General features: G+C 36.9%; 19 protein-coding genes. 3 read left to right on the top strand and 16 right to left on the bottom strand.

Going from position 1 to position 20,760, the window contains the following annotated elements:
• Positions 1-33: 33 nt before the first annotated feature.
• The 16 genes from ACXAGS_RS02760 to ACXAGS_RS02685 all read right to left on the bottom strand — a co-directional run bounded on the left by ACXAGS_RS02760 (position 34) and on the right by ACXAGS_RS02685 (position 18,463).
• Positions 34-1,362 carry a hypothetical protein gene (locus tag ACXAGS_RS02760; protein WP_474904324.1) on the bottom strand — a complete coding sequence of 443 codons (1,329 nt, stop codon included), beginning with the start codon at positions 1,360-1,362 and terminating at the stop codon, positions 34-36.
• On the bottom strand, positions 1,359-2,012 hold the full coding sequence (locus ACXAGS_RS02755; protein WP_474904323.1) for a hypothetical protein: 654 nt from the start codon (positions 2,010-2,012) through the stop codon (positions 1,359-1,361). The genes ACXAGS_RS02760 and ACXAGS_RS02755 overlap by 4 nt, the downstream gene beginning before the upstream one ends.
• A gap of 106 nt (positions 2,013-2,118) precedes the next feature.
• Entirely contained in the window at positions 2,119-2,769 is a 651-nt protein-coding gene (locus tag ACXAGS_RS02750) for a response regulator transcription factor (protein ID WP_474904321.1), read from the bottom strand.
• Between the two features lie 185 nt (positions 2,770-2,954).
• Complete coding sequence (locus tag ACXAGS_RS02745) at positions 2,955-4,943, bottom strand: tetratricopeptide repeat protein (protein WP_474904319.1); 1,989 nt, start codon at positions 4,941-4,943, stop codon at positions 2,955-2,957.
• A gap of 101 nt (positions 4,944-5,044) precedes the next feature.
• Positions 5,045-5,728, bottom strand: a complete 684-nt coding sequence (locus ACXAGS_RS02740) for a hypothetical protein (protein ID WP_474904318.1) — start codon at positions 5,726-5,728, stop codon at positions 5,045-5,047.
• Between the two features lie 18 nt (positions 5,729-5,746).
• Positions 5,747-6,100 (bottom strand): hypothetical protein, encoded by a 354-nt coding sequence (locus ACXAGS_RS02735; RefSeq protein WP_474904316.1) that lies wholly within the window; start codon positions 6,098-6,100, stop codon positions 5,747-5,749.
• 162 nt (positions 6,101-6,262) lie between these two features.
• Positions 6,263-6,823, bottom strand: a complete 561-nt coding sequence (locus ACXAGS_RS02730; RefSeq protein ID WP_474904314.1) for a hypothetical protein — start codon at positions 6,821-6,823, stop codon at positions 6,263-6,265.
• 184 nt (positions 6,824-7,007) lie between these two features.
• Positions 7,008-7,541: a hypothetical protein gene (locus tag ACXAGS_RS02725; RefSeq protein WP_474904312.1), complete on the bottom strand. Its 534-nt coding sequence runs from the start codon at positions 7,539-7,541 to the stop codon at positions 7,008-7,010.
• A gap of 26 nt (positions 7,542-7,567) precedes the next feature.
• Positions 7,568-7,990 (bottom strand): hypothetical protein, encoded by a 423-nt coding sequence (locus ACXAGS_RS02720; protein WP_474904310.1) that lies wholly within the window; start codon positions 7,988-7,990, stop codon positions 7,568-7,570.
• Positions 7,991-8,091: 101 nt separating this feature from the next.
• Positions 8,092-8,637 carry a hypothetical protein gene (locus tag ACXAGS_RS02715; RefSeq protein WP_474904308.1) on the bottom strand — a complete coding sequence of 182 codons (546 nt, stop codon included), beginning with the start codon at positions 8,635-8,637 and terminating at the stop codon, positions 8,092-8,094.
• 153 nt (positions 8,638-8,790) lie between these two features.
• A complete protein-coding gene (locus ACXAGS_RS02710; RefSeq protein WP_474904306.1) occupies positions 8,791-9,069 on the bottom strand; it encodes a F0F1 ATP synthase subunit delta/epsilon in 279 nt (92 codons plus the stop codon).
• Between the two features lie 86 nt (positions 9,070-9,155).
• Entirely contained in the window at positions 9,156-10,664 is a 1,509-nt protein-coding gene (atpD, locus tag ACXAGS_RS02705) for a F0F1 ATP synthase subunit beta (RefSeq protein WP_010516468.1), read from the bottom strand.
• A gap of 170 nt (positions 10,665-10,834) precedes the next feature.
• Positions 10,835-13,588: a TonB-dependent receptor gene (locus ACXAGS_RS02700; RefSeq protein ID WP_474904304.1), complete on the bottom strand. Its 2,754-nt coding sequence runs from the start codon at positions 13,586-13,588 to the stop codon at positions 10,835-10,837.
• Positions 13,589-13,792: 204 nt separating this feature from the next.
• On the bottom strand, positions 13,793-15,640 hold the full coding sequence (gene glmS, locus ACXAGS_RS02695; RefSeq protein ID WP_474904303.1) for a glutamine--fructose-6-phosphate transaminase (isomerizing): 1,848 nt from the start codon (positions 15,638-15,640) through the stop codon (positions 13,793-13,795).
• Between the two features lie 127 nt (positions 15,641-15,767).
• On the bottom strand, positions 15,768-17,648 hold the full coding sequence (locus ACXAGS_RS02690) for a DUF4270 domain-containing protein (protein WP_474904301.1): 1,881 nt from the start codon (positions 17,646-17,648) through the stop codon (positions 15,768-15,770).
• Positions 17,649-17,653: 5 nt separating this feature from the next.
• A complete protein-coding gene (locus ACXAGS_RS02685; protein WP_474904299.1) occupies positions 17,654-18,463 on the bottom strand; it encodes a glycogen/starch synthase in 810 nt (269 codons plus the stop codon).
• A gap of 102 nt (positions 18,464-18,565) precedes the next feature.
• On the opposite strand from ACXAGS_RS02685, the gene panC reads away from it, so the two are divergent.
• From panC to ACXAGS_RS02670, 3 genes are read left to right on the top strand one after another with little or no spacing between them, the layout of a single operon-like run.
• Positions 18,566-19,414, top strand: a complete 849-nt coding sequence (panC, locus tag ACXAGS_RS02680; RefSeq protein ID WP_474904297.1) for a pantoate--beta-alanine ligase — start codon at positions 18,566-18,568, stop codon at positions 19,412-19,414.
• Between the two features lie 11 nt (positions 19,415-19,425).
• Complete coding sequence (panD, locus tag ACXAGS_RS02675; RefSeq protein ID WP_474904295.1) at positions 19,426-19,776, top strand: aspartate 1-decarboxylase; 351 nt, start codon at positions 19,426-19,428, stop codon at positions 19,774-19,776.
• Complete coding sequence (locus ACXAGS_RS02670; protein WP_474904294.1) at positions 19,777-20,742, top strand: lysylphosphatidylglycerol synthase transmembrane domain-containing protein; 966 nt, start codon at positions 19,777-19,779, stop codon at positions 20,740-20,742.
• Positions 20,743-20,760 lie beyond the last annotated feature (18 nt).

Here is a 20,760-nt window from a genome sequence, read left to right as displayed (position 1 = left end):
ACAGCGGTTTACCCTAATTAATACTATAAACTATTACTGCGCCTGCTTTGGAATATTGCAGCCCATACCCTCCCATGGGTATAAGCCTGCAGGTAGGGCTTCTTCAATGGTTATCAATGGAAGAAAAACTTCTGCATCCATTTTAACCGCTGAACCCTGTTGGTTTAATCCGAATATGCTTCTTAATTGATTGGCTCCAGTGTTGGGCACAGTTACTGCAGCATCAACTTGTTCTCTTGTAACAATATCTCTACCTGCATATATCTCTGCCCATCGTTCTGCAACCGGTATCTTGATTAACATACCTTTATTACCATCACTCATTGGATCTAAATGCATTGATTCATCCAATATATCAGCAACAGCCATCTTAGCATTTATTTCTTTATAATCGTATTTGCCATTACCTGTAAATAAATTATTCACCATTTTAAGCTTTGCTCCTTTGTTATAGATACCCCCCATGTGGCCATAACCTAGAGTATTGTTTTCTACAGTTGCAACAAGGTTCTGATCAAAAGCCATTGCATCTCCACCATATGAGGCAATTGCGTCGTGCTTCCAAGTAAACAAAGATGTATTGTGTTTTACCAAGAATTTTGGAATCACATTCTCATCACTGCCTACATAACCCGTTCTAGCATGAATTCCGTAACCCGTATTGTTTATGCAGAAGTTGTTTTGAATGATTCCTTTTCCACCTTTCATCACACGAACCGATATCGCCCCCTCTGAAGGTGCTGTGTTCATTACCACACAATTTTGAACTGCTACATTGGTATAATGGCTACCAACAATTACGATGCCGCCAGATTCAGGAGATGGATTTTGTTGTGTTTTTGGGCTCGCCTTTCTTCTAATGGCTAAATTTTCATTCTTATGGTATCGGTTTCTAGGTCCGTTGTCAATGATTATTCCATCAACAATAATTTCACCTCCAGTTGATTTTTGCCCATTACTTTCTCGTTGTTGATCCGTTCTAATGTATATTCTTGGAGTAGTTAACTTCATATATTCGTTAGTCCCCGTAAAAATGGTTTTATGGGCATCCCAAGGGTCGCGTGTTGAAAAGGAGGTGTCATAACCTCCATATATCTTTACGGGTACATTGATTTCATCTGAGCCCCTTGAACCTTTACTTGTGTATATGCCTTCAGCAATATGAATTCGATCGTTTGGTTTTAGATGATGAATAATGTTACCCATATCTTTTGCTGGGCGTTCTTTGGTACCCATTTGACCAGAACCCGTATTTTTACTGATATACCAATCTCTACCCTCATTGGCAAAATTTGGCGAACTGTTCTGCGGACTTGCGTAAGTAAGCAAAACAAAAATTGATAGTTGAACTACTTTTTTCATTTTGTTTGTATTGGATTATTTACTTTTAGGTTGATATAATTGAATGATCTTAACATTTTCTTGATTTCTTCCTCATTTTGATTCCTCTTATTAGCCGTAGTCCATGAGATTAACATGAATAGATTGTTTTCTGTTTCAACAAAAAGAATGGCATAGTAAATAGGAAAAAGTATTCCTTCCACCTTGGCTTGGAAATCAACTAATAGAGCGTTATGATTATCACTACTTTGCAAGCCTTCATTTTTGTGAGATACCTGCATTCCTTCGGTAAAGGATTGCAATTGAATTTTCTTGTAATTCTCTAGTAACGAAATGGTCTCATCATAGGTTTCATATTCTCGATGTACCGCTTTAAATTCTTCTGAAGTTTCATCAATACCAATGATATAAATGTCTTTTTCTTCATCTTGAAACTGCAATCTTGCCTCATCATTCAACTCAAAGGTTGTTACCATTAACTCGGGCAACTCTATTGAATACAAATCACCCACTTGAACTTTGTTATATTCACCAATAGATTCTGCCAACCTATTTTTCGGCTTTACATTCACTGGTTTTTTACGTGCCTTATATTCTTGATAAGCTTTATAAAACCTATGTATAACAATCACTACACCAAATGCAATGCCTATAATTTTAAGCGTATCCATTTCTTGAGATTTGAACCCTCTGCAAATTACATCTAGGGAATCTAGTAGCTATCAAAGAAAACCCTAACCAAGAAAAATCTATGAAATCATGTAATAATCAACTATGCTAATTGCACAGCTCATATTCTAAAGCAACACGAACCAGTCCTGCAGTGTTTCGGGTACCAGTTTTAATGAGCATATTACGTCGGTGGGTCTCAACGGTTCCGAAACTGATAAATAATTTACCCGCTATCTCTTGAGTTGTATGTTCATTCAGAATCAAACGCAACACATCTTTTTCCCTACGGGAAAGCTTAGGGAATAATGAACTACTTTCCTTCTTTTTGTTGGAACCGTTCATCGTACTGATAACTATCTCATTAGAAACATCATCTAAATACATTTTACCCTTATGAACGGCTTCAACAGCTTCGACCAATTCATCTTTACCTGCATTTTTAAGCACATACCCTTTTGCGCCATTACCCAACATCATTTTGATAAGGCTAATCTCTTTATGCATGGTTATAGAGATGATTTTAACGTTAGGGAGTAATTTCATCAACTCTTTACAGGCATCAATACCGTTCATCCCTGGCATATTTATATCCAACAATATGACATCAGGTTTTATATCTGGAATAACATCAATTGCTTCTTTAGCGTTTAGGGCTTGACCTACTACTTGAATGTGTTCTTCGTTTTGTAATAACAATCGAATACCTTCAATGACCATTTGATGGTCATCAACAATAAAAACTTTAATTGGAGACATGGTTTGGTTCTGAGATTCCCTTAAAACTAGGTGCTTTTATTGCATAAGCCCCATAAAAATGTATAAATGGGCAAAATGAGTTTATATTTAGTAAAAGCTATCTACCAATCAAAAAAATGTGTAATCGGACAAATTAATGTTTTGAAAAAAAATCTTACAAAAAATGTATGGTAATCTGATATATTTTATAAAATTTCAGGAATAGTAATGGTAATGGTGGTACCGGCTCCGACACTACTATCCCAATCAATCTCTCCATTTAAAAACTCTACTCGGCTATTAATACTTTTTAGGCCGACTCCGCCAGATGCTACAGCTACTGTGTAATTAAAGCCTTTGCCATCATCTTCTACAATTAAACTAAGGCTGCCATTAGTTTTAAATAATTGAATTAAAATGCTTTTGGCTTGTGCGTGTTTACGAATATTTGCTATAATTTCTTGCAATAAACGATACAACATGGCTTGCTTGGTTTTTGCCATTTGTTTTGGAAAATCAAGTATACTTAGGTCTACTTCATAGCCTTCCCTTCTCAAATTGGCTGCCATGTCTTCTAGAGCAACTGGTAGTCCAGAAATCGTTAAAGCATGCGGAATCATGTTATGCGAAATTCTTCTAACCTCAACACAGGCCTCATCAATCAAAGTATTTGTTTTTGTGGTAATGCTCGATTTTTCTTGCTCATCATTTTCGTTCTGTATTGCTGTGAAATGAGCTTTTACCGTACTCAATAACCCCCCTAGACTATCATGAAGGTCTTTTGCTATTCGCATACGCTCAGCCTCTTGTCCTTCAATCATACTGTTCAAGGCCAAGAGTTTATTCTGTTGCTCTAACTCTGTTATTTCTTGTGCGTGTATTAGCTCTGTTTGAATAGCTATTTTATTGTTAGCCCTTATACGGTGACGAAGAAATAAAAATATCATACCCGCAAAAAGGAAGAACCCAGTGGCGGCTACCAAAAATATATTACGTTGCTTGGTTCGTTGATCTAGTTTTAGATTACTAATTTCAAGTTCACTCTCTTTTTGCCGGACATCAAACTTTGCCTGCATTTCTTCCATCGATTTTAATCGAGATTCCTGATTTAGGGTGTCTTTTAATGCCAAAACACTCTCAATTAAATCATAAGCTTCACTTTCTTTGCCTAAACCGTATTTGGCTCTACTAAGCCCAAGAAGGATATCTGCTTTTTCTTGTTTCCGTTCTAATTTAATAGCAGCTCTTCTGGCCTCGGTTAAGTATTCTTCAGCATCAATTAGCTTATTTTCAACTAGGGCAACTTCACCCAATAAACTTAAAGTATGGCAGTAGTAATCAGAAATGGGTTGATCTTTAAAATAGCTCCATGCATTATTCAATTCTTCTTTTGCTTGGGTAATGTCTCCAAGTCCTGAATAAACCCTTCCCAAAGCAGTGTGGCAAGTGGCTACCTCATCCTCTCGCCCTAGATTTTGATAAAACAACTTGCTTTTGTTAAGCGTTTCAATAGCAAGCGATTCTTTGCCTTTCATAAGGTAATAGACCAAACCAAGATTCATGAGGCTGGTAGCCATACCTAGGCTATCATTGACTTCTTTTTTAATCTCATATGAACTCAAATAAATCTCTTCGGCCCTTTCATATCGTTCCTTAATTCTATATATCGCCCCAATATTATTTAACAAAGCAGCCAAATGTGGTTTTTGCAAACTTTGTTTTAAAGCATAGGCATTCAGATAACTCTCCAAGGCTAAATCTAAATCACCTTTTTTTTGATAACAAGAACCCGTATTGATATGGATTTTCGCCTCTAGCTCCTTCTCTTCTATCTCCTTGGCAATTTTTAAAGCTTGGTCATAAAGCTCAATAGCTTCATCGCATTTACCCGTTGCATAAAAAACAACTCCTTTGGTCAATTTCATTTGAGCTTCGCCCCTGGAATAGTTAAGTTTTTCTGACAACGCGATTCCCTCATCAGCAATAGTCAGCATTTCTTGAGCTTTACCTTGCCTTAAAAGTAGCTTTGCCAAATCTTGATATGCGATGACCTTTAAAGTGTCGTTGGGTGCTTTCTCTATAAAAGTTTGGAGACTATCAACTTTACTTGCAATTGTATTCTGAGCAGAAAGACCATTAATACATAATATGGCCATACAACAGACCACGTAATTTATAAAACCCTTTTTGCTCATTACTTCAATTATGTATTTGGCATTTATGGTTCATTAATAGACTCCCATATAATTACCATGTTAAGTTGGTAAAAAATAAATGAATTCAATTAGATTTTCAATTAAATATCCAATTGATAGCCTGAAATGTATTCATTTTCAACATTCGGTGAGGTAGTAATAAAATATGGCCGTTTGTAGCCATCCTTAAATATAAGCACCCCTTCATATTTATAAAGGTCTTGCTTGGTCTTGGTTGTAACAATACTAAATTGAGTTCTTTTATAACTTTCAATTTTGCCATGTTCCTGAATTAACGGCTTAACAAAATTGCCCAACTCTTCTCCCAAAGTTGGCGTTCTGTACTTTGGAATAACTTTTTTTGCAATAGCATTGTACTTTTCTTCTAATAAGTTTTCCGAAAACTCAGTATAAATGCCACTTTGATGCGCGCAAGGTTCTATGGACGCAGAATTATAATAATAAACCGTTGGGTCTGCATCTGAATTTTTTATCTCTACATATAGCTGTTTAAACTCTTCTTTCTGCTCAGGTGTAAAGTTTTCATAGGCCATAATGGCGATACTGGCACAAGCATAGTTTTGTTTTAACGTATCCAACATTTTACTGCCTTTAACTTGTACCATATATGTGTTGAGCGATTCAGATTGATCATCTTTTTTAAGCATATTTTGAGAGTAATTTACTTTACCCCCAAAATTTTCAGCTATTGAATCCCCTGTTTTTGAACCACACGATTGCATGATTAATGCAATCGCTATTAATACACTAAATTGATTTTTCATTTTTATTTGGTTGAATTATTACTTAATTTGTTGATAGTTTACACTCAAAAAACTATTTACTTCTTCTTCTAATTCGATTATCTCGTCTTTCTTTCTTTGGTGAATTATAAAGTAGAAAATTAACCCTCCCACAAGCGTAAAGGCCATTAACAAAACAAATACTATAAAAGCCCATGGATGCATTATGTTTAATGCCCTAGTTGCCTTAAGCTGCCCATGGTTTTGGACCACTATTGCCATGCGCAGCCCATCTACTACATGAATCATTTTTTTGTTAAAAAAAGGGGGCTTTACTTTATAATTTGGAAATGCTTTGGCCAAAGCCTCTTTTACTTGTAATATGTCTGGTGTTGATACTGTAGTTGTTTCCATTTTGGTTGGTTGTTATTAATGCTCTTATTACTAATTCTGATATACCGCAAACTATTACATTACTTATAAGGAAATATCTGCTAATTCCAGTACCGATAAAAAATCTATGAATTCACATAAGACGACCCCAGCTTAAAACGCCGGGGCATCTTATATATACTTTTACATTTGGAATGGGAACTCTGCTTTTCTGCCTTCGCAATCGGTACCATCAGGATTAGCCATTACGCTACTTTCTACTTTGTTTTTTCCTTTGCTCTTAGCGTCATCAATTTTTTTACCTATAGCCTTACCAAGTAGACCTCCAAGTGTAGCTCCAAGTGCTGCTCCTCCAGGACCGCCAACCCCTCCTCCAAAAATGGCGCCGCCAATTGCTAAGCCTGCTGTCCAATCGTCTTCATGACTATATGAACTGACTTCGGATACTATTTGCTTTACATCAATCCCATTTTTCTTTGCACAAGCTTCACATATATTTAGAACACTTTTCTGGTCTTCTTTAGATAGTGAGTAGAAAATGGCAAATTTCTCTAGGATATCTTTTTGCGCTTCCTTTGGCACTTTTTTTAGAGCAGATTGAACTTCTTTATTAGAGCTTATTAATTCATATATTTCCTTCTTCAGTTCAGCATCGTAGATCATTTTCTTTTGTGCCATTGACATTGTACTCATTGCCATAAACATGACTACTAAAATGGTTCTCATAATTTTATTTGATTTCATCGTTTTTTTAGATTAAATAACGCGCCCAGCCTTTGTTTCAGGGTCGCTGGGCACTTGCAATTTGCCACTGTTGCCCTGCTCGAATTTAAACCAATAGAAAGTTTCAGTTTTTAATTAATTTAACTGCCTAAGGGGCATCCATCACCGAATTTTTCCCGCTCAAATCAAAAAAAAATATTACTGTTTATCTAGCACTAATCTTGTATTTGAATTTGTTGCCTACCGATCTATTTTTAATCGATACAACGATAATTTTATCCTTGGCATTGTTTACTGTAAATCTTTTAGTACTCGTACCATTACCATTGGAAAAAGTATGCACAGGCAAGCTTCTTGATGACCCATTTTTATTGATTACACAGACCATTACGGACGTTTTCGCCTTACCTCCTGTTTTTTCCAATACTATGGTCGCTTTGTTGTTTGTTGCCGGGTGGGTCACAAAAGTCCTTGAGGTCTGCCCCATAACGGTGCCTGTCTCTGTTGGGCGGTTAGATCCAATACCCAAATATCTGGAACCAATCTGCCATTTGCTGTTTCTACCGGCCACATGGTTATAAATGTCCCGGTAAATCGCAAATACATTTGAAGGCATTCCATTTTGTCCATTATGCATTTTTATGGCTATTTTTCGTCCGGTATCACAAGATTGTGCTTTTATGGTAGCACTTCCAGAAAATAATACGATTACCAATAAGATTTTTACAAATTTTTTCATGTTTTCAAGTTTTCAAGTTTTTATTCTCAACCTAATGTCATTTTTATAAACTTCCCCGATTGCTTCAAGGCCTTTATACCCTTGTTAAGGTTGAGCGCTGCCTTTAACTGCTGGGATACCGAATGACTGTCTATTTCTTCCAAAATATCAGGTACGGTTTTCATAAGAAGGGCAATATTATCTTCCATAATCTTGAATTCATCTTTCTCAACTTCTTGCTCAGCAACTTCATAATCCGCTTCATCAGAAAGATTTTCTTCCGTCCCTTCTTCCCCACTTTCATCCAAGACATCATATGTGTCAGTTTCATTGGCAATCCCGTAATGAAAATCAAAAACAGAATTGTATATATTGAATGCGGCATCAACAAAACTGTCCACACTCTCAATGTTGGTTTTAGATTTTGGTGGTTTTATTCTTTTTTGGGCGGTCATAACCCCCATTATCATTGTGCAGCAAATGATGGTAAACAACGTTCTCAATTCTTTTATTGATTACATAAAGAAAAACGAATGCCACTTTCAAAATCAATTTAAAAGTGGCCAAACATTTACTTAGCGTTGATACGGTACTTAAATTTGTTGCCAACCGATTTGTTACGCATAGCTATACTGACTACTTTTCCTTTTACACCACTAATTGTAAATTTCTTGGTTGCTCCATTTTTATCATTGGGAAAAGTATAGGACTTCAATGTTTTAGTAATACCGTCCCTTCCGTGAGAACAAATAATTACACCGGTTTCTGCCCTACCATCATACTTATTAATGGTGATGGTCATATTATTGTTAAAAGATGGCGGTGTGACGAAAGTCCTCTTTGTCTGACCGGTAATACTACCTGTTTCGTTACCTCCATCAACTTCCAAGTAGCGAGGCCCAATATTTGCCCCACTGTTTGAGGAAATATAATTCCATGCCCTTTTTACTTTTGCGACCTGATTTTTAAAGGGAACTATACTGAAATTAGGTTTCCATGGACCAAATTTCTCCCAAGTCTTCTCTGCTAACTTTTTCCCTTGGTTACAGTTTTGAGCCTCAGCATTCAATGAAAATATTGTAAAGGCCAAAACAAATACGATAATTGATTTTTTCATCTAAAGATTATTTTATTGATTGATTGCAATTTAGAAAGGGATAACAATTGAGGCATCTATCATTTCCAATAGCACGAAAAAATCTATGATTTCATGTAAACCAAAAAAGCCCGACTCATGTGAGCCGGGCTTTTTATATCGTTTGCATCAACCTTAATCTGCCAATACAATAACTTTGTTATCCTTCATTTCTATGGTTCCACTTTTTATGGGTAAAACCACATCTCCGTTACTTGCCTTTAAAAACTTATCCTTAAATTCTTTGGCAACCTCAATGTTACCTTTAATTTTCACATCTCCTTCTTGTAACAGCGATACAATAGGTGCGTGGTTTGCTAACATTTGAAACTCACCGTTAATACCAGGAACAGTTACCGAGGTAACATCACCCGAGAACAAAGTGGCTTCTGGAGAAACTATTTCTAAATACATCTATTATCTATTTAAAGTTAGAAGTTAGCTTTGGCTGGTTACCCATAAATTAAATAATCCTGCCCTTTAAAGCCAAATCTCAAATATTAAGCCTCAGCCAACATTTTCTCACCAGCCTCTATGGCTTCTTCAATGGTACCTTTAAGGTTAAAAGCTGATTCTGGTAAATGGTCTAACTCACCATCCATAATCATGTTAAAACCTTTTATGGTATCCTTAATATCTACCAATACGCCAGGAATACCTGTAAATTGCTCCGCTACATGGAAAGGCTGCGATAAGAAACGCTGCACACGTCTTGCCCTACCTACTGCCAACTTATCCTCTTCTGAAAGTTCTTCCATACCAAGGATAGCAATAATATCTTGTAATTCTTTATAACGCTGTAACAACTCTTTTACCCGTTGTGCACAACCATAATGGTCTTTTCCTAAGATTTCTGGAGTAAGAATCCTTGAAGTAGAATCTAATGGATCTACCGCTGGATAGATACCCAACTCAGCAATTTTTCTAGAAAGTACCGTAGTTGCATCTAAGTGCGCAAACGTAGTTGCAGGCGCGGGATCCGTTAAATCATCCGCAGGTACGTATACTGCCTGTACAGAGGTAATAGAACCTCTTTTAGTTGATGTAATACGCTCTTGCATAGCTCCCATCTCTGTTGCCAAAGTTGGTTGGTAACCTACTGCAGAAGGCATCCTTCCTAAAAGTGCAGATACTTCTGAACCAGCTTGTGTAAAACGGAATATATTATCTACGAAGAAAAGTACGTCTTTACCTTGACCATCACCAGCTCCATCACGGAAATACTCCGCAATAGTAAGACCAGACAGTGCAACACGCGCACGCGCACCTGGTGGTTCGTTCATCTGACCAAATACGAAAGTAGCTTTAGATTCTTTCATAGCTTCCTTATCCACTTTGGTCAAATCCCATCCACCTTCTTCCATGGAATGCAAGAAATCGTCTCCGTACTTAATAATCCCGGACTCTAACATCTCTCTTAAAAGGTCATTACCTTCTCTTGTACGCTCACCTACTCCAGCGAATACAGAAAGACCACCATGCCCTTTTGCGATGTTATTGATTAACTCTTGAATCAATACCGTTTTACCTACACCAGCACCACCAAACAATCCAATTTTACCACCTTTTGCATAAGGCTCAATCAAATCGATTACTTTGATACCTGTAAACAAAACCTCAGTAGAAGTAGATAAATCTTCAAATTTTGGAGCCTCACGGTGAATTGGAAGACCATTATCACCACTTTTTGGCAAATCTTGAAGACCATCAATTGGCTCTCCAATTACATTAAATAGTCGACCATAAACATCCTCACCAATTGGCATTTGGATGGCACTACCAGTAGCAACCACTTCTACACCACGGCTCAAACCATCTGTAGAATCCATAGAGATGGTTCTTACTGTATTTTCACCAATGTGAGATTGTACTTCCAAAACCAATACGGAACCATTAGAACGTTTTACTTCTAAAGAATCGTAGATTTTTGGAATTTCTGTTCCCGATTCGAACTCCACATCGATAACCGGGCCAATAATTTGGGCAACTTTTCCTGTAACTTTTGACATTACTTCAGTATTTCAATTAATTCAATTCCTAACGGAACGAGAACGCTATTTTTTCGGGCGCAAAGATAGGTTATTACATTCTTATATAGAAACTTCCTATTCTTTTTTTACAAAACTAAAAAGGGCATTCAACAGAATGCCCTTAATTTATTTATAATGAGTTAATAATCTTATGGGTTAATTGTCCAAGAAACGAAGAATATAGACCCAATATTACCACTACCAAAAGCGGTATAATACTCTTCTCCTAAAATATTGCTTCCACCTACCTTAAAAATAGATTTAATAGATGGCACCGTGTAGTTAATCTGCGCATCTAAAACGGAATAAGCTGGTACATCCCCATCTGCAAATGTAGCTTCCCAGAAGAAAGAATCACTCCACCTATAATTTATTCCGAATCCGAAATTTTTAAATAATTCCGTGTTTCCAAAAGAAGCTTTCACCTTATGTTTTGGTGTATTAAAATTGGTTCTAAAATCTGGATTTGACGCTTTATCAAAATCTAAATCTGCGTAGGTATAATTTACACCTAAATCAAAATTTCCAAAGATTTTTGTATCAACGCCCGCAGTTGCGCCCCAAGAATTAATGTTTACGTCTGAGTTAGTATATGTTTGATAAGCTTGGAAATCTCCATTTTGCAATGCTGCTAAAGAAAGTCCATTATCCCCCGCTTCTCCATAAAATGGCACAACCGTAGTAACGTTAGCAATAAAGTTCTCATAACTATTATAATAGCCACTTAAATCTATGGTGAACTTGCCTAGTTGCGTTCTATAACCCAATTCAACAGCAGTAATCTCTTCTGGCTGAATTACACCGGTATTTACGGCTTCAGGAGCGCCATTTTGAACAGAACTCAAAGAAAATGCATTTTCATATGCAGCCCTACCTACAATACTTACCGTTGCTGGTTGTCCAAAATTATTTTGACCTGCCTCACTTACACTAAACGTTCTTACGTCCCTATCTAAGTTGTCTGGAGCAGAACCTACTAAAATAGCCCTTCCCGCGTCTAAACCAATAAATAAATCTTGTGTAGTTGGGTTACGGAAACCTTGCTGAATAGAAGCTCTAATATTATGATTTCTATTTTCACCTAAAGTAGCAGAAATACCAGCTCTAGGAGACAAGAACCCATCAAAAAATTCATTTTTATCATATCTTCCTGATAACGTTAGTTTTAAGCGATCATCCGCAAACTTCTTTTGCAATTGCGCATAGGCACCAAACTCATTATAGGTTATTGGACCATCATAATCTGTGAAAATGGTTCCGTTGGAACTTAATTCATACTCTCTAAAAGACCCGCCAACTTGAATATCTGCCCAATCATTGATTAAATGAGCTAAATTATAATTACCATTTACATGACGAAATTTGGTGTTATCTATAAATTTGGCACCCGTTGTTAAATCACCATCATTAATAACAGCATTAAAGGCACTTTGAAATTCTGGAGTTCCAGGAATTAATCTTCCTGTATCTGCCACTGCCCTAGCTGCTGCATGTGCTTGCTCATCTGACAATTGTACTCCGGTACCAACCCCCAATTTTGCACCTATAAAAGTTTGTGCGTACTGAGTGAACCAATCTTCATCAGACTTCCATCTTCTGTTTACATTAATAGCAGCAAACCTTGTATCATAAGCATCCCCAGAATTTTCTGAAACGATATATCCTCTAAGGAAGAAGTTGTCGTTCTTTAATTCAATTTTATGTTGTTGCATTTTAAATCCAGCAACAGAATATCTGTTAGCTCCCTGGTAGATAGTTGTACCCCTACCAATTCTACTGTTTAAAATAATTTCAAAATCATTACCCCATGGACGGTAATGCAGCGCAAAATCAGATTTTACGCTCTGCGCATTATAATTGGCCAAATCACGCTCCTCATAACCAGTTCTTGTAATAAAAGCAGAACCAACGGTTCCAGAAGGCAAGCCAGCTGCTGCATCAAAATTAATTAATGTCCCTACTTCATCACCATAAATATTTAAACCATCATATGCCGGATTTGAACGGTCTGCACCAGGGTTGTTTAAATCTGTGTAATTGTTTGCGTGCCAATCTTCACCTTGTAAAAAAGAAAAATTAGCTTTAACTGCAACTTTATCACTAAAAGCATGAGCCGCACGAATACCTACATCGTAATATTGGTTATCGCCAGCAGCCTCTTGAGAAGTAATTCCTGTTTTAGCATAAGCACTTATACCTTGAAAATCGAATGGGTTCTTACTTCTCATAAATAAGATACCATTAAACGCACCCGCACCGTAAAGCGCAGATGAAGCACCAGGTAAAATCTCCACACTCTGCACATCTAATTCTGACATACCCACCAAGTTACCTAAAACAAAGTTTAGACCAGGTGCCGTATTATCCATACCATCTACCAATTGCAAAAAACGGTTATTAGCAAATGTGGCAAAACCTCTTGTGTTAACCGATTGAAAGGTTAAACTGTTTGTATTTATGTCTACGCCTTTTAAATTTTGCAGCCCCCCGTAGAAAGATTCCGCAGTAGTATTCTTTATTTCCCGTAAGCCAAAACGTTCTACTGAAACAGGAGATTCAAACAATCTTTCTGGCGTTCTGGATGCAGAAATTACTATCTCGTCCAACAATGTAGAACTCTCATTTATGGTTACGTTCACAACCTGATTATTCTTTGTAATCTGTACGGTAGCCTCATCAAAACCTACACTTGAAACTTTAATTTGAAATGGTGGATTTAACGTACTTGTCAGCGTAAAATTACCATCAAAATCGGCAACGGCTCCTTCTGCTACACCTACAACCACGACATTGGCTCCGGGAACTGGCTCATTATTTTGGTCTACCACTGTACCAGAAATGGTTGTCTGGGCCAATACAGAACCACTAATAAGCAAAACTAATGCGAATAGAATTCTTCTCATCCGTTAAGTATTTGTATTAAGTTAGTTTAAAAAAAAGTTAATTTATCAGGCTGGAAGATACATTTTTTTGAAATTCCCACAATGCAAATTCTAAAAAATTATGCATGCATAATACTTTTTTTTCAATTATTACCCTTTATTAATGGATAATTCATAAAAAACCGTCCATTTGGACGGTTTTCAAGGTGCTTACTTTGAAGTAACTTATTCTACTGTAACGGACTTTGCCAAGTTTCTAGGTTGATCCACATTACAGCCTCTCATTAGAGCAATATGATAAGACAATAATTGCAATGGAATGGTTGTTAATAGCGGAGATAAGGATTCTATTGTTTCCGGAACCTCTATTACATGGTCTGCAATCTCCTTTACAACCGTATCGCCTTCAAATACTATGGCAATTATTTTTCCTTTCCTTGATTTTATTTCTTGTATGTTACTTACTACTTTTTCATAATGGCCTCTTTTGGTTGCGATAACCACAACAGGCATTTGCTCATCTATTAAAGCTATTGGTCCGTGCTTCATCTCTGCTGCCGGATAACCTTCTGCATGTATGTAACTTATCTCTTTTAGTTTTAACGCACCCTCAAGAGCCACTGGAAAATTATACCCCCTACCCAAATAAAGACAATTTGGAGAATCCTTATACACTGCGGCAATTTCCTCAATAATTGCGTTAGACTCTAGCGCCTTTTCTACCTTAGCCGGTACACCTTCTAACTGAGTTAAGTATTCATGAAATTTAGACTCCGACAACGCACCGTTTGCTTTTCCTAGTTTTAAGGCAATTAAGGTTAATACAGTTATTTGTGTAGTAAAGGCCTTTGTAGAAGCCACACCAATTTCAGGGCCTGCGTGTGTATACGCACCTGCATGGGTTTCTCTAGCAATTGAAGAACCAACCACATTGCACACCCCAAACACAAAAGCACCTCTTTCTTTGGCCATTTTTATTGCAGCCAAGGTATCTGCGGTTTCACCAGATTGAGAAATTGCTATTAAAACATCTTTCTCTGTTATTACCGGATTTCTATATCTAAATTCGGATGCATACTCAACCTCTACAGGTATTCTTGCTAAATCTTCAAAAATATATTCTGCCACCAAACCAGCATGCCAAGATGTACCACAAGCAACAATTATAATTCTGTTTGCATTGGTAAATTTTTCCAAGTTTTGATCAATACCGGCCATTCTAATAATTCCTTGATCCGCAAGCAACCTACCCCTATACGTATCTAAGATTGCCCTTGGCTGCTCGTAAATCTCCTTGAGCATAAAATGGTCGTAACCCCCTTTTTCTATCTCTTCTAAATTTAACTGAAGCTCAAGAATATTAGGATACGCAATAGCATCATCCTTTATTTTTCTAAGTTTAATTTCTTTACCCAATCTAATAATCGCCATTTCCTCATCTTCCAGATAAACAGCATTATTGGTATGCTCTATAAAAGGAGATGCGTCTGATGCTATGAAGTATTCGTTATCACCAATACCAATAGCCAACGGGCTACCTAATTTTGCAACAACAATCTCATCTGGTTTATTAATATCAAAAACCGCTATAGCATAGGCGCCTACCACTTGGTTCAATGCAATCTGAACGGCTTTTCCTAACTTAACACCTTCTTGCTTTTTAACTTCTTCTATTAAGTTAATGAGTACTTCAGTGTCAGTATCGGATTTAAAGGTATAGCCCCTTTTGGTAAGAGCCGTTTTTATGGATTCGTAATTTTCTATAATCCCGTTGTGAATTATGCATAACTCTCCAGAATTGGAATAATGCGGGTGAGAGTTTACATCATTGGGAACACCGTGGGTTGCCCATCTAGTGTGTCCTAACCCTAATTTACCCTCCAAACTAATTGACTCTTCGGACCTTTTAATAAGATCCTCAACTTTTCCCTTGGTTTTGGCCAATTTAGTGCCTTTGCCATCAAACAAAACAATACCGGCACTATCGTAACCCCTATATTCTAATCGCTGTAAGCCTTTGATAATTATAGGATATGCATCCCTATGACCTATATAGCCAACAATTCCACACATATTTATAGTTCAAATTAATGTTAATAGTAAGTAGTTCAACACAAAAGTAACGGAAATACGGAAGTATTCTTATACTTTTGGTTGACATGACAATAAATGACTACAAGTTGCTAATTGCTATGTAGAATTAGTTTGCCGTGGTGTAGAAAATTTCTAATCGTAATTTTTTATCACTTAACTCCAAAGGTAAATTTGGCCCATATAATACGGTGCCCAAAGGGTTTATAGTGGACATAACCGGTAAATCGTCCATTCCCTCTTCCGTTTGCGCCTCTAAAACTGCGGTGATACCTAAGTTTGAAGTAAGGGTTAAATTTAAATCTGCATTTACCGAATCCCTAACTATAATGTTGTTCAAATGCTCTGTAATCTTCACCGAATACTTTTGGCCCACCCCTCCACTGGATTGCAATACACCATCATATTTAGGATAGGTTTCCAAACTGGATTGAGCCGAAGCAACATCCGTTATATCATGTATAGGGTTATTGGTCTCTGCATTATAAAGGAACAATCTTGGTGGCTCTATGGTTCCACCAACGCTTGTAATTTTTGAATCATCAACGTAATAAACCAAGTTTGCTTCGTTAATTATCCAATTGTTCTGTTTAATATCATTAATTAGGGAGGCGCCGCCATCTTCTCCAAATAACCTCACTGTAGCGTAAGCTCCAGAACCACCTTTTAGATAAATGCGCTCCGCATTTTCGTCACTAGAGAGCTGGCTTGTTATCTCCGCACTGTATGGTTCATCTATAAAAGTGTTTACCGCATTACCAATTGTAGCGGTGCTTGTATTTTGGATAAAATTTAAGGTGTAAGAAGATTCTATTTGCTCTACACTACCCGTATCTGTTTCTGAATCAATTACATAATCATCGTATTCATAATTGATTGTAATATTCGCCTGGGACATATCAAACAACAACAATACATCTTGTAACTCACTTCCGGGTGCTACACTTAAATGTAATCCTCTTAAGAATTGGGTAAAGTTAGCTTGACTTAACAATTCCGACTCCCCCTCTTTATTTAGGATATTTTCTTGAAAAAACTCAATATCCAATGGAACCCTAATACCTGGATTTAATCTTGTGTTAATAGTTTCGGTCTCATTTTGATCGGTATCTGGATCATCCTCCTCACCATACTCCACAATTTCCATGTTGTCAATTGTCACTTCGCCCTCAAACAAAGGGGCACCATCTACAAATGATGTAATATCCGTATTACTGTAATATTCTTGAGCCTCTAGAAAACCAGCGTTTGGATCTAAATCTCTTAAAAAATAAGAAGAGCGCTCCACTTTTAAATTAATCGTTTTACCAACGTAAAAATCCTGAGCTTCTAAAGTTCTTTTGGCACTAGAGAAAATACTATCTATTGCAAAAGTTCTTGGAAAATTATTAGCCAAAGTAACTTCATCCTCACCATCATTAATACCATCACCGTCTGTATCTACATTAAAAGGATCCGTTCCATTGCTGCTCTCTTGAATGTCTGTTACACCATCACCGTCATAGTCACTCGTTGCGCTATTTGGGTCTACATCCAATTCATCTGGAACCCCGTCCCCATCAGCGTCATTACTTGCTGCTGGCACCTGTAAAAAAGGGAGGTATAAATAAACACTGGTCACCGTTTCATTCTCTGCAATGGTATCCCTATTGCCACTTTGATCTTCTAATAGCTCAATATTGGGTCTTAAATTGCCAAAGGTTGGATTGCCTGAACTTAACGTTAACTGAGAAGTTATTATAGATTCTCTCCTACCAAATATTGGATCATTATAAACCCCCGCTTGATAGACCGGCATTTTATTGGTTTGGACAGACACTATTTTTTTATTCTGAACAAATACATCATAGTACGCCCTACCTGTGGTAAACGGCTCACCCCCCACAACTCCTTCTCCTAAAGTTTCTAGTTCTTCTTCACAAGAAACTGCCAAAATTGCAAAGCAAAACACCGCAGCGATAACCGCGACACCCCTTTTTACTAAAACCATACGGTTTACTTTAAAACTTGATTGTTATAAAACTCCGTGTACGCTTCTTCGGTTTCCTGAAAGGAAACGTATGGCAAAACGGGTTTTTCTAATTTAGAAATGTGGTCTTTTAATTCGTCCGACACACCTTCTGAAGCTAAAATTACAGCATCGGAATAATCTACTGCCACCTTTAACAAATTATTATAGTCAGGCTCTGCAATAGCACCTATTTTGTCTTTCTCAATACCATCAAATGCAACCTTGTTTATCATTTCTGCATCCAAAGCACCTTCAAAACCATTTTCGTACACAGAAGTAACAATTTTGCTATCGGCAAAAATGGGCTCATCGGCGTAGTACTCTTTTAGGTATAAAGGCAACAAAGAGGCCATCCACCCATGAACATGGATAATATCGGGCGTCCAATTCAATTTTTTAACGGTCTCTACAACTCCTTTTGCAAAGAAGATAGCGCGTTCATCATTATCAGGAAAGAGGTTTCCTTCTTTATCTTTAAATGTAGCCTTTCTTTTAAAGTATTCATCATTATCAATAAAATAAACCTGAATACGTTCTTTAGGTATTGAAGCTACCTTAATGATCAATGGCATATCCATGTCATTGATTACTAAATTCATTCCAGATAATCTTATTACTTCATGTAACTGATGTCTCCTTTCATTAATATTGCCATATCTTGGCATAAATATTCTTATTTGGCCGCCGTTACTGTTAACCATTCTAGGCGTCTCATAAGACATTTTGGAAACTTGGTTCTCTGGGAGATAGGGAATTAATTCTGAAGATACGAACAATATCTTTTTACCAGTCATAGATCTTATTTTGGTTCTTCTGTCAAAACGTAGCTGCAAAAGTACAAAATTTATGCAACTTACTAGTATTTATAGTATTTTTGGCCGGTTTTAAAGCAAAAAATGCAAGTAATTCAAGATAAAGAAGAACTTAAAAGTGTTCTTAAAAAACACCAAACAGACCATTTGACTATTGGCTTTGTCCCTACTATGGGAGCACTTCATAAAGGGCACTTAACTTTGGTAGAACAAGCCGCAACTGAAAATGGTACCGTTGTAGTTAGCATCTTTGTTAACCCTACACAATTTGACAACAAAGAAGACTTAGCAAAGTATCCAAATACATTAAAAGAAGACATTGAATTATTACAGACCGTATCTGACAATATTATTCTATTTACCCCTACCAAAGAAGGTATTTACGACGGGCAAATTACCTCAAAAACGTATGAGTTCAATGGCTTGGAAAAGGTTATGGAAGGCGCTTTTAGGCCAGGACACTTTAATGGCGTAGCTACCATAGTTGAATTACTATTAACCACAGTAAAACCTAACAAGGCTTATTTTGGTGAAAAAGATTTTCAGCAACTTCAAATTATCACAAAGCTAGTTGAAAATAAAAAATTACCGGTAACCATTGTTCCTTGCCCTATTTCACGAGAAGAAAACGGTTTAGCAAGAAGTAGCCGTAATGAAAGACTTAGTAAAACGACTAGAAAAGCTGCTGGTTTCATTTTCAACACCTTGCAAACTGCCAAGCGTAAATTTGGCACGGAAAATGTACAAGATATAAAGGACTGGGTGCAACAAGCTTTTGCTCAGAATGCTATTTTTGAAATGGAATATTTTGAAATTACGGACGAAAGCACCTTAACCCCAGCCAAAAAAGTTCAATCAGATTTAAAATATAGGGCATTCATAGCCGTTTATGCAGATGGCGTTAGATTAATAGATAATATGCCTTTAAATTAAGAAAAGTAATAATGCAGGTAGAAGTAGTAAAGTCTAAAATACATAGGGTTAAAGTTACAGGCGCAGACCTTAATTATATAGGCAGCATTACCATAGATGAAGATTTAATGGACGCCGCTAACATTGTACGTGGAGAAAAAGTCCAAATAGTAAACAACAACAACGGCGAACGCCTTGAAACCTATGCCATACCTGGACCAAGGGGGTCAGGGGAGATAACCCTAAACGGGGCAGCTGCCAGAAAAGTTGCCAAAGGAGACATCCTTATTCTAATAACGTACTCCTGGATGCCAATAGAGGAAGCTAAAGAATTTAATCCCTCATTAGTGTTTCCTAACGAAGCGAACAATCTTTTACTATAATTGAGTTCTAAAACAGAAAAAATAATAAAGTTCATAGTCCCAATTTTGTTGGGACTATTTTTAATTTGGTACTCGTATAATGCCACAACGGCTGCAGATCGTAAATTAATTGTAGAGAGCGTTGCCAATGCAAATCTTACTTGGGTCTTTATTTCTATAACATTGGGCGTTATAAGTCATATTTCTAGGGCAATCCGATGGAATTATCTGTTGCATCCTTTGGGTTACAGGCCTAGTTTAATAAATAATATCTTAATTGTTTTCATATCTTATTTTGCTAATTTAGGTATACCCAGATCAGGGGAAATATTGCGGGCTACGGCACTTTCAACCTATGAGAATGTTCCTTTTGAGAAAGGTTTTGGTACTATTGTAACCGAACGCATTGTTGATTTAATAATGCTTTTGCTCATTATTTTTACGGCGCTAATGCTACAGACCGATATTATCTGGGGCTATTTAGAAGAAAAAGGTATTGGGTTGGTTGTTGGTGGTACTGCCCTTATTATTGGCGTACTGGGCCTATTACTAGGAAAACGAATTTTAAAAAAATCAAAGTCCAACTTTATCCTTAAGATTAAGGGATTCTTAGACGGTCTTTTAAATGGCGTTTCTAGCATACTTAAAATGAAAAATAAGTTCGGTTTTATTTTTCATACCATCCTAATTTGGGGGTGCTACGTAGCTATGTTTTTGGCTATTAAATATACCATTCCAGAAACAGCTGAATTGGGTCTTTCACAATTATTGGTTGCTTTTGTTGCCGGTGCTTTTGCCATGTCTGCAACAAATGGCGGGCTTGGCCTATACCCTATTGCCGTAAGTAGTGCACTAAGCCTTTTTGGCATAGTTGAAACGGCTGGAGATACGTTTGGTTGGATTATGTGGATTGCCCAAACCATTATGGTTGTGGTTTTAGGCGCAATATCTTTTATGGTATTACCGTTATGGAACAAAAGTAAATAGTCTAGCTAGACTATCCAT

It is taken from the genome of Croceivirga sp. ABH4_376, assembly GCF_056160685.1.
The sequence above is the reverse complement of the archived record's forward strand: the minus strand, read 5'-3'. Positions and strand labels throughout refer to the sequence as shown.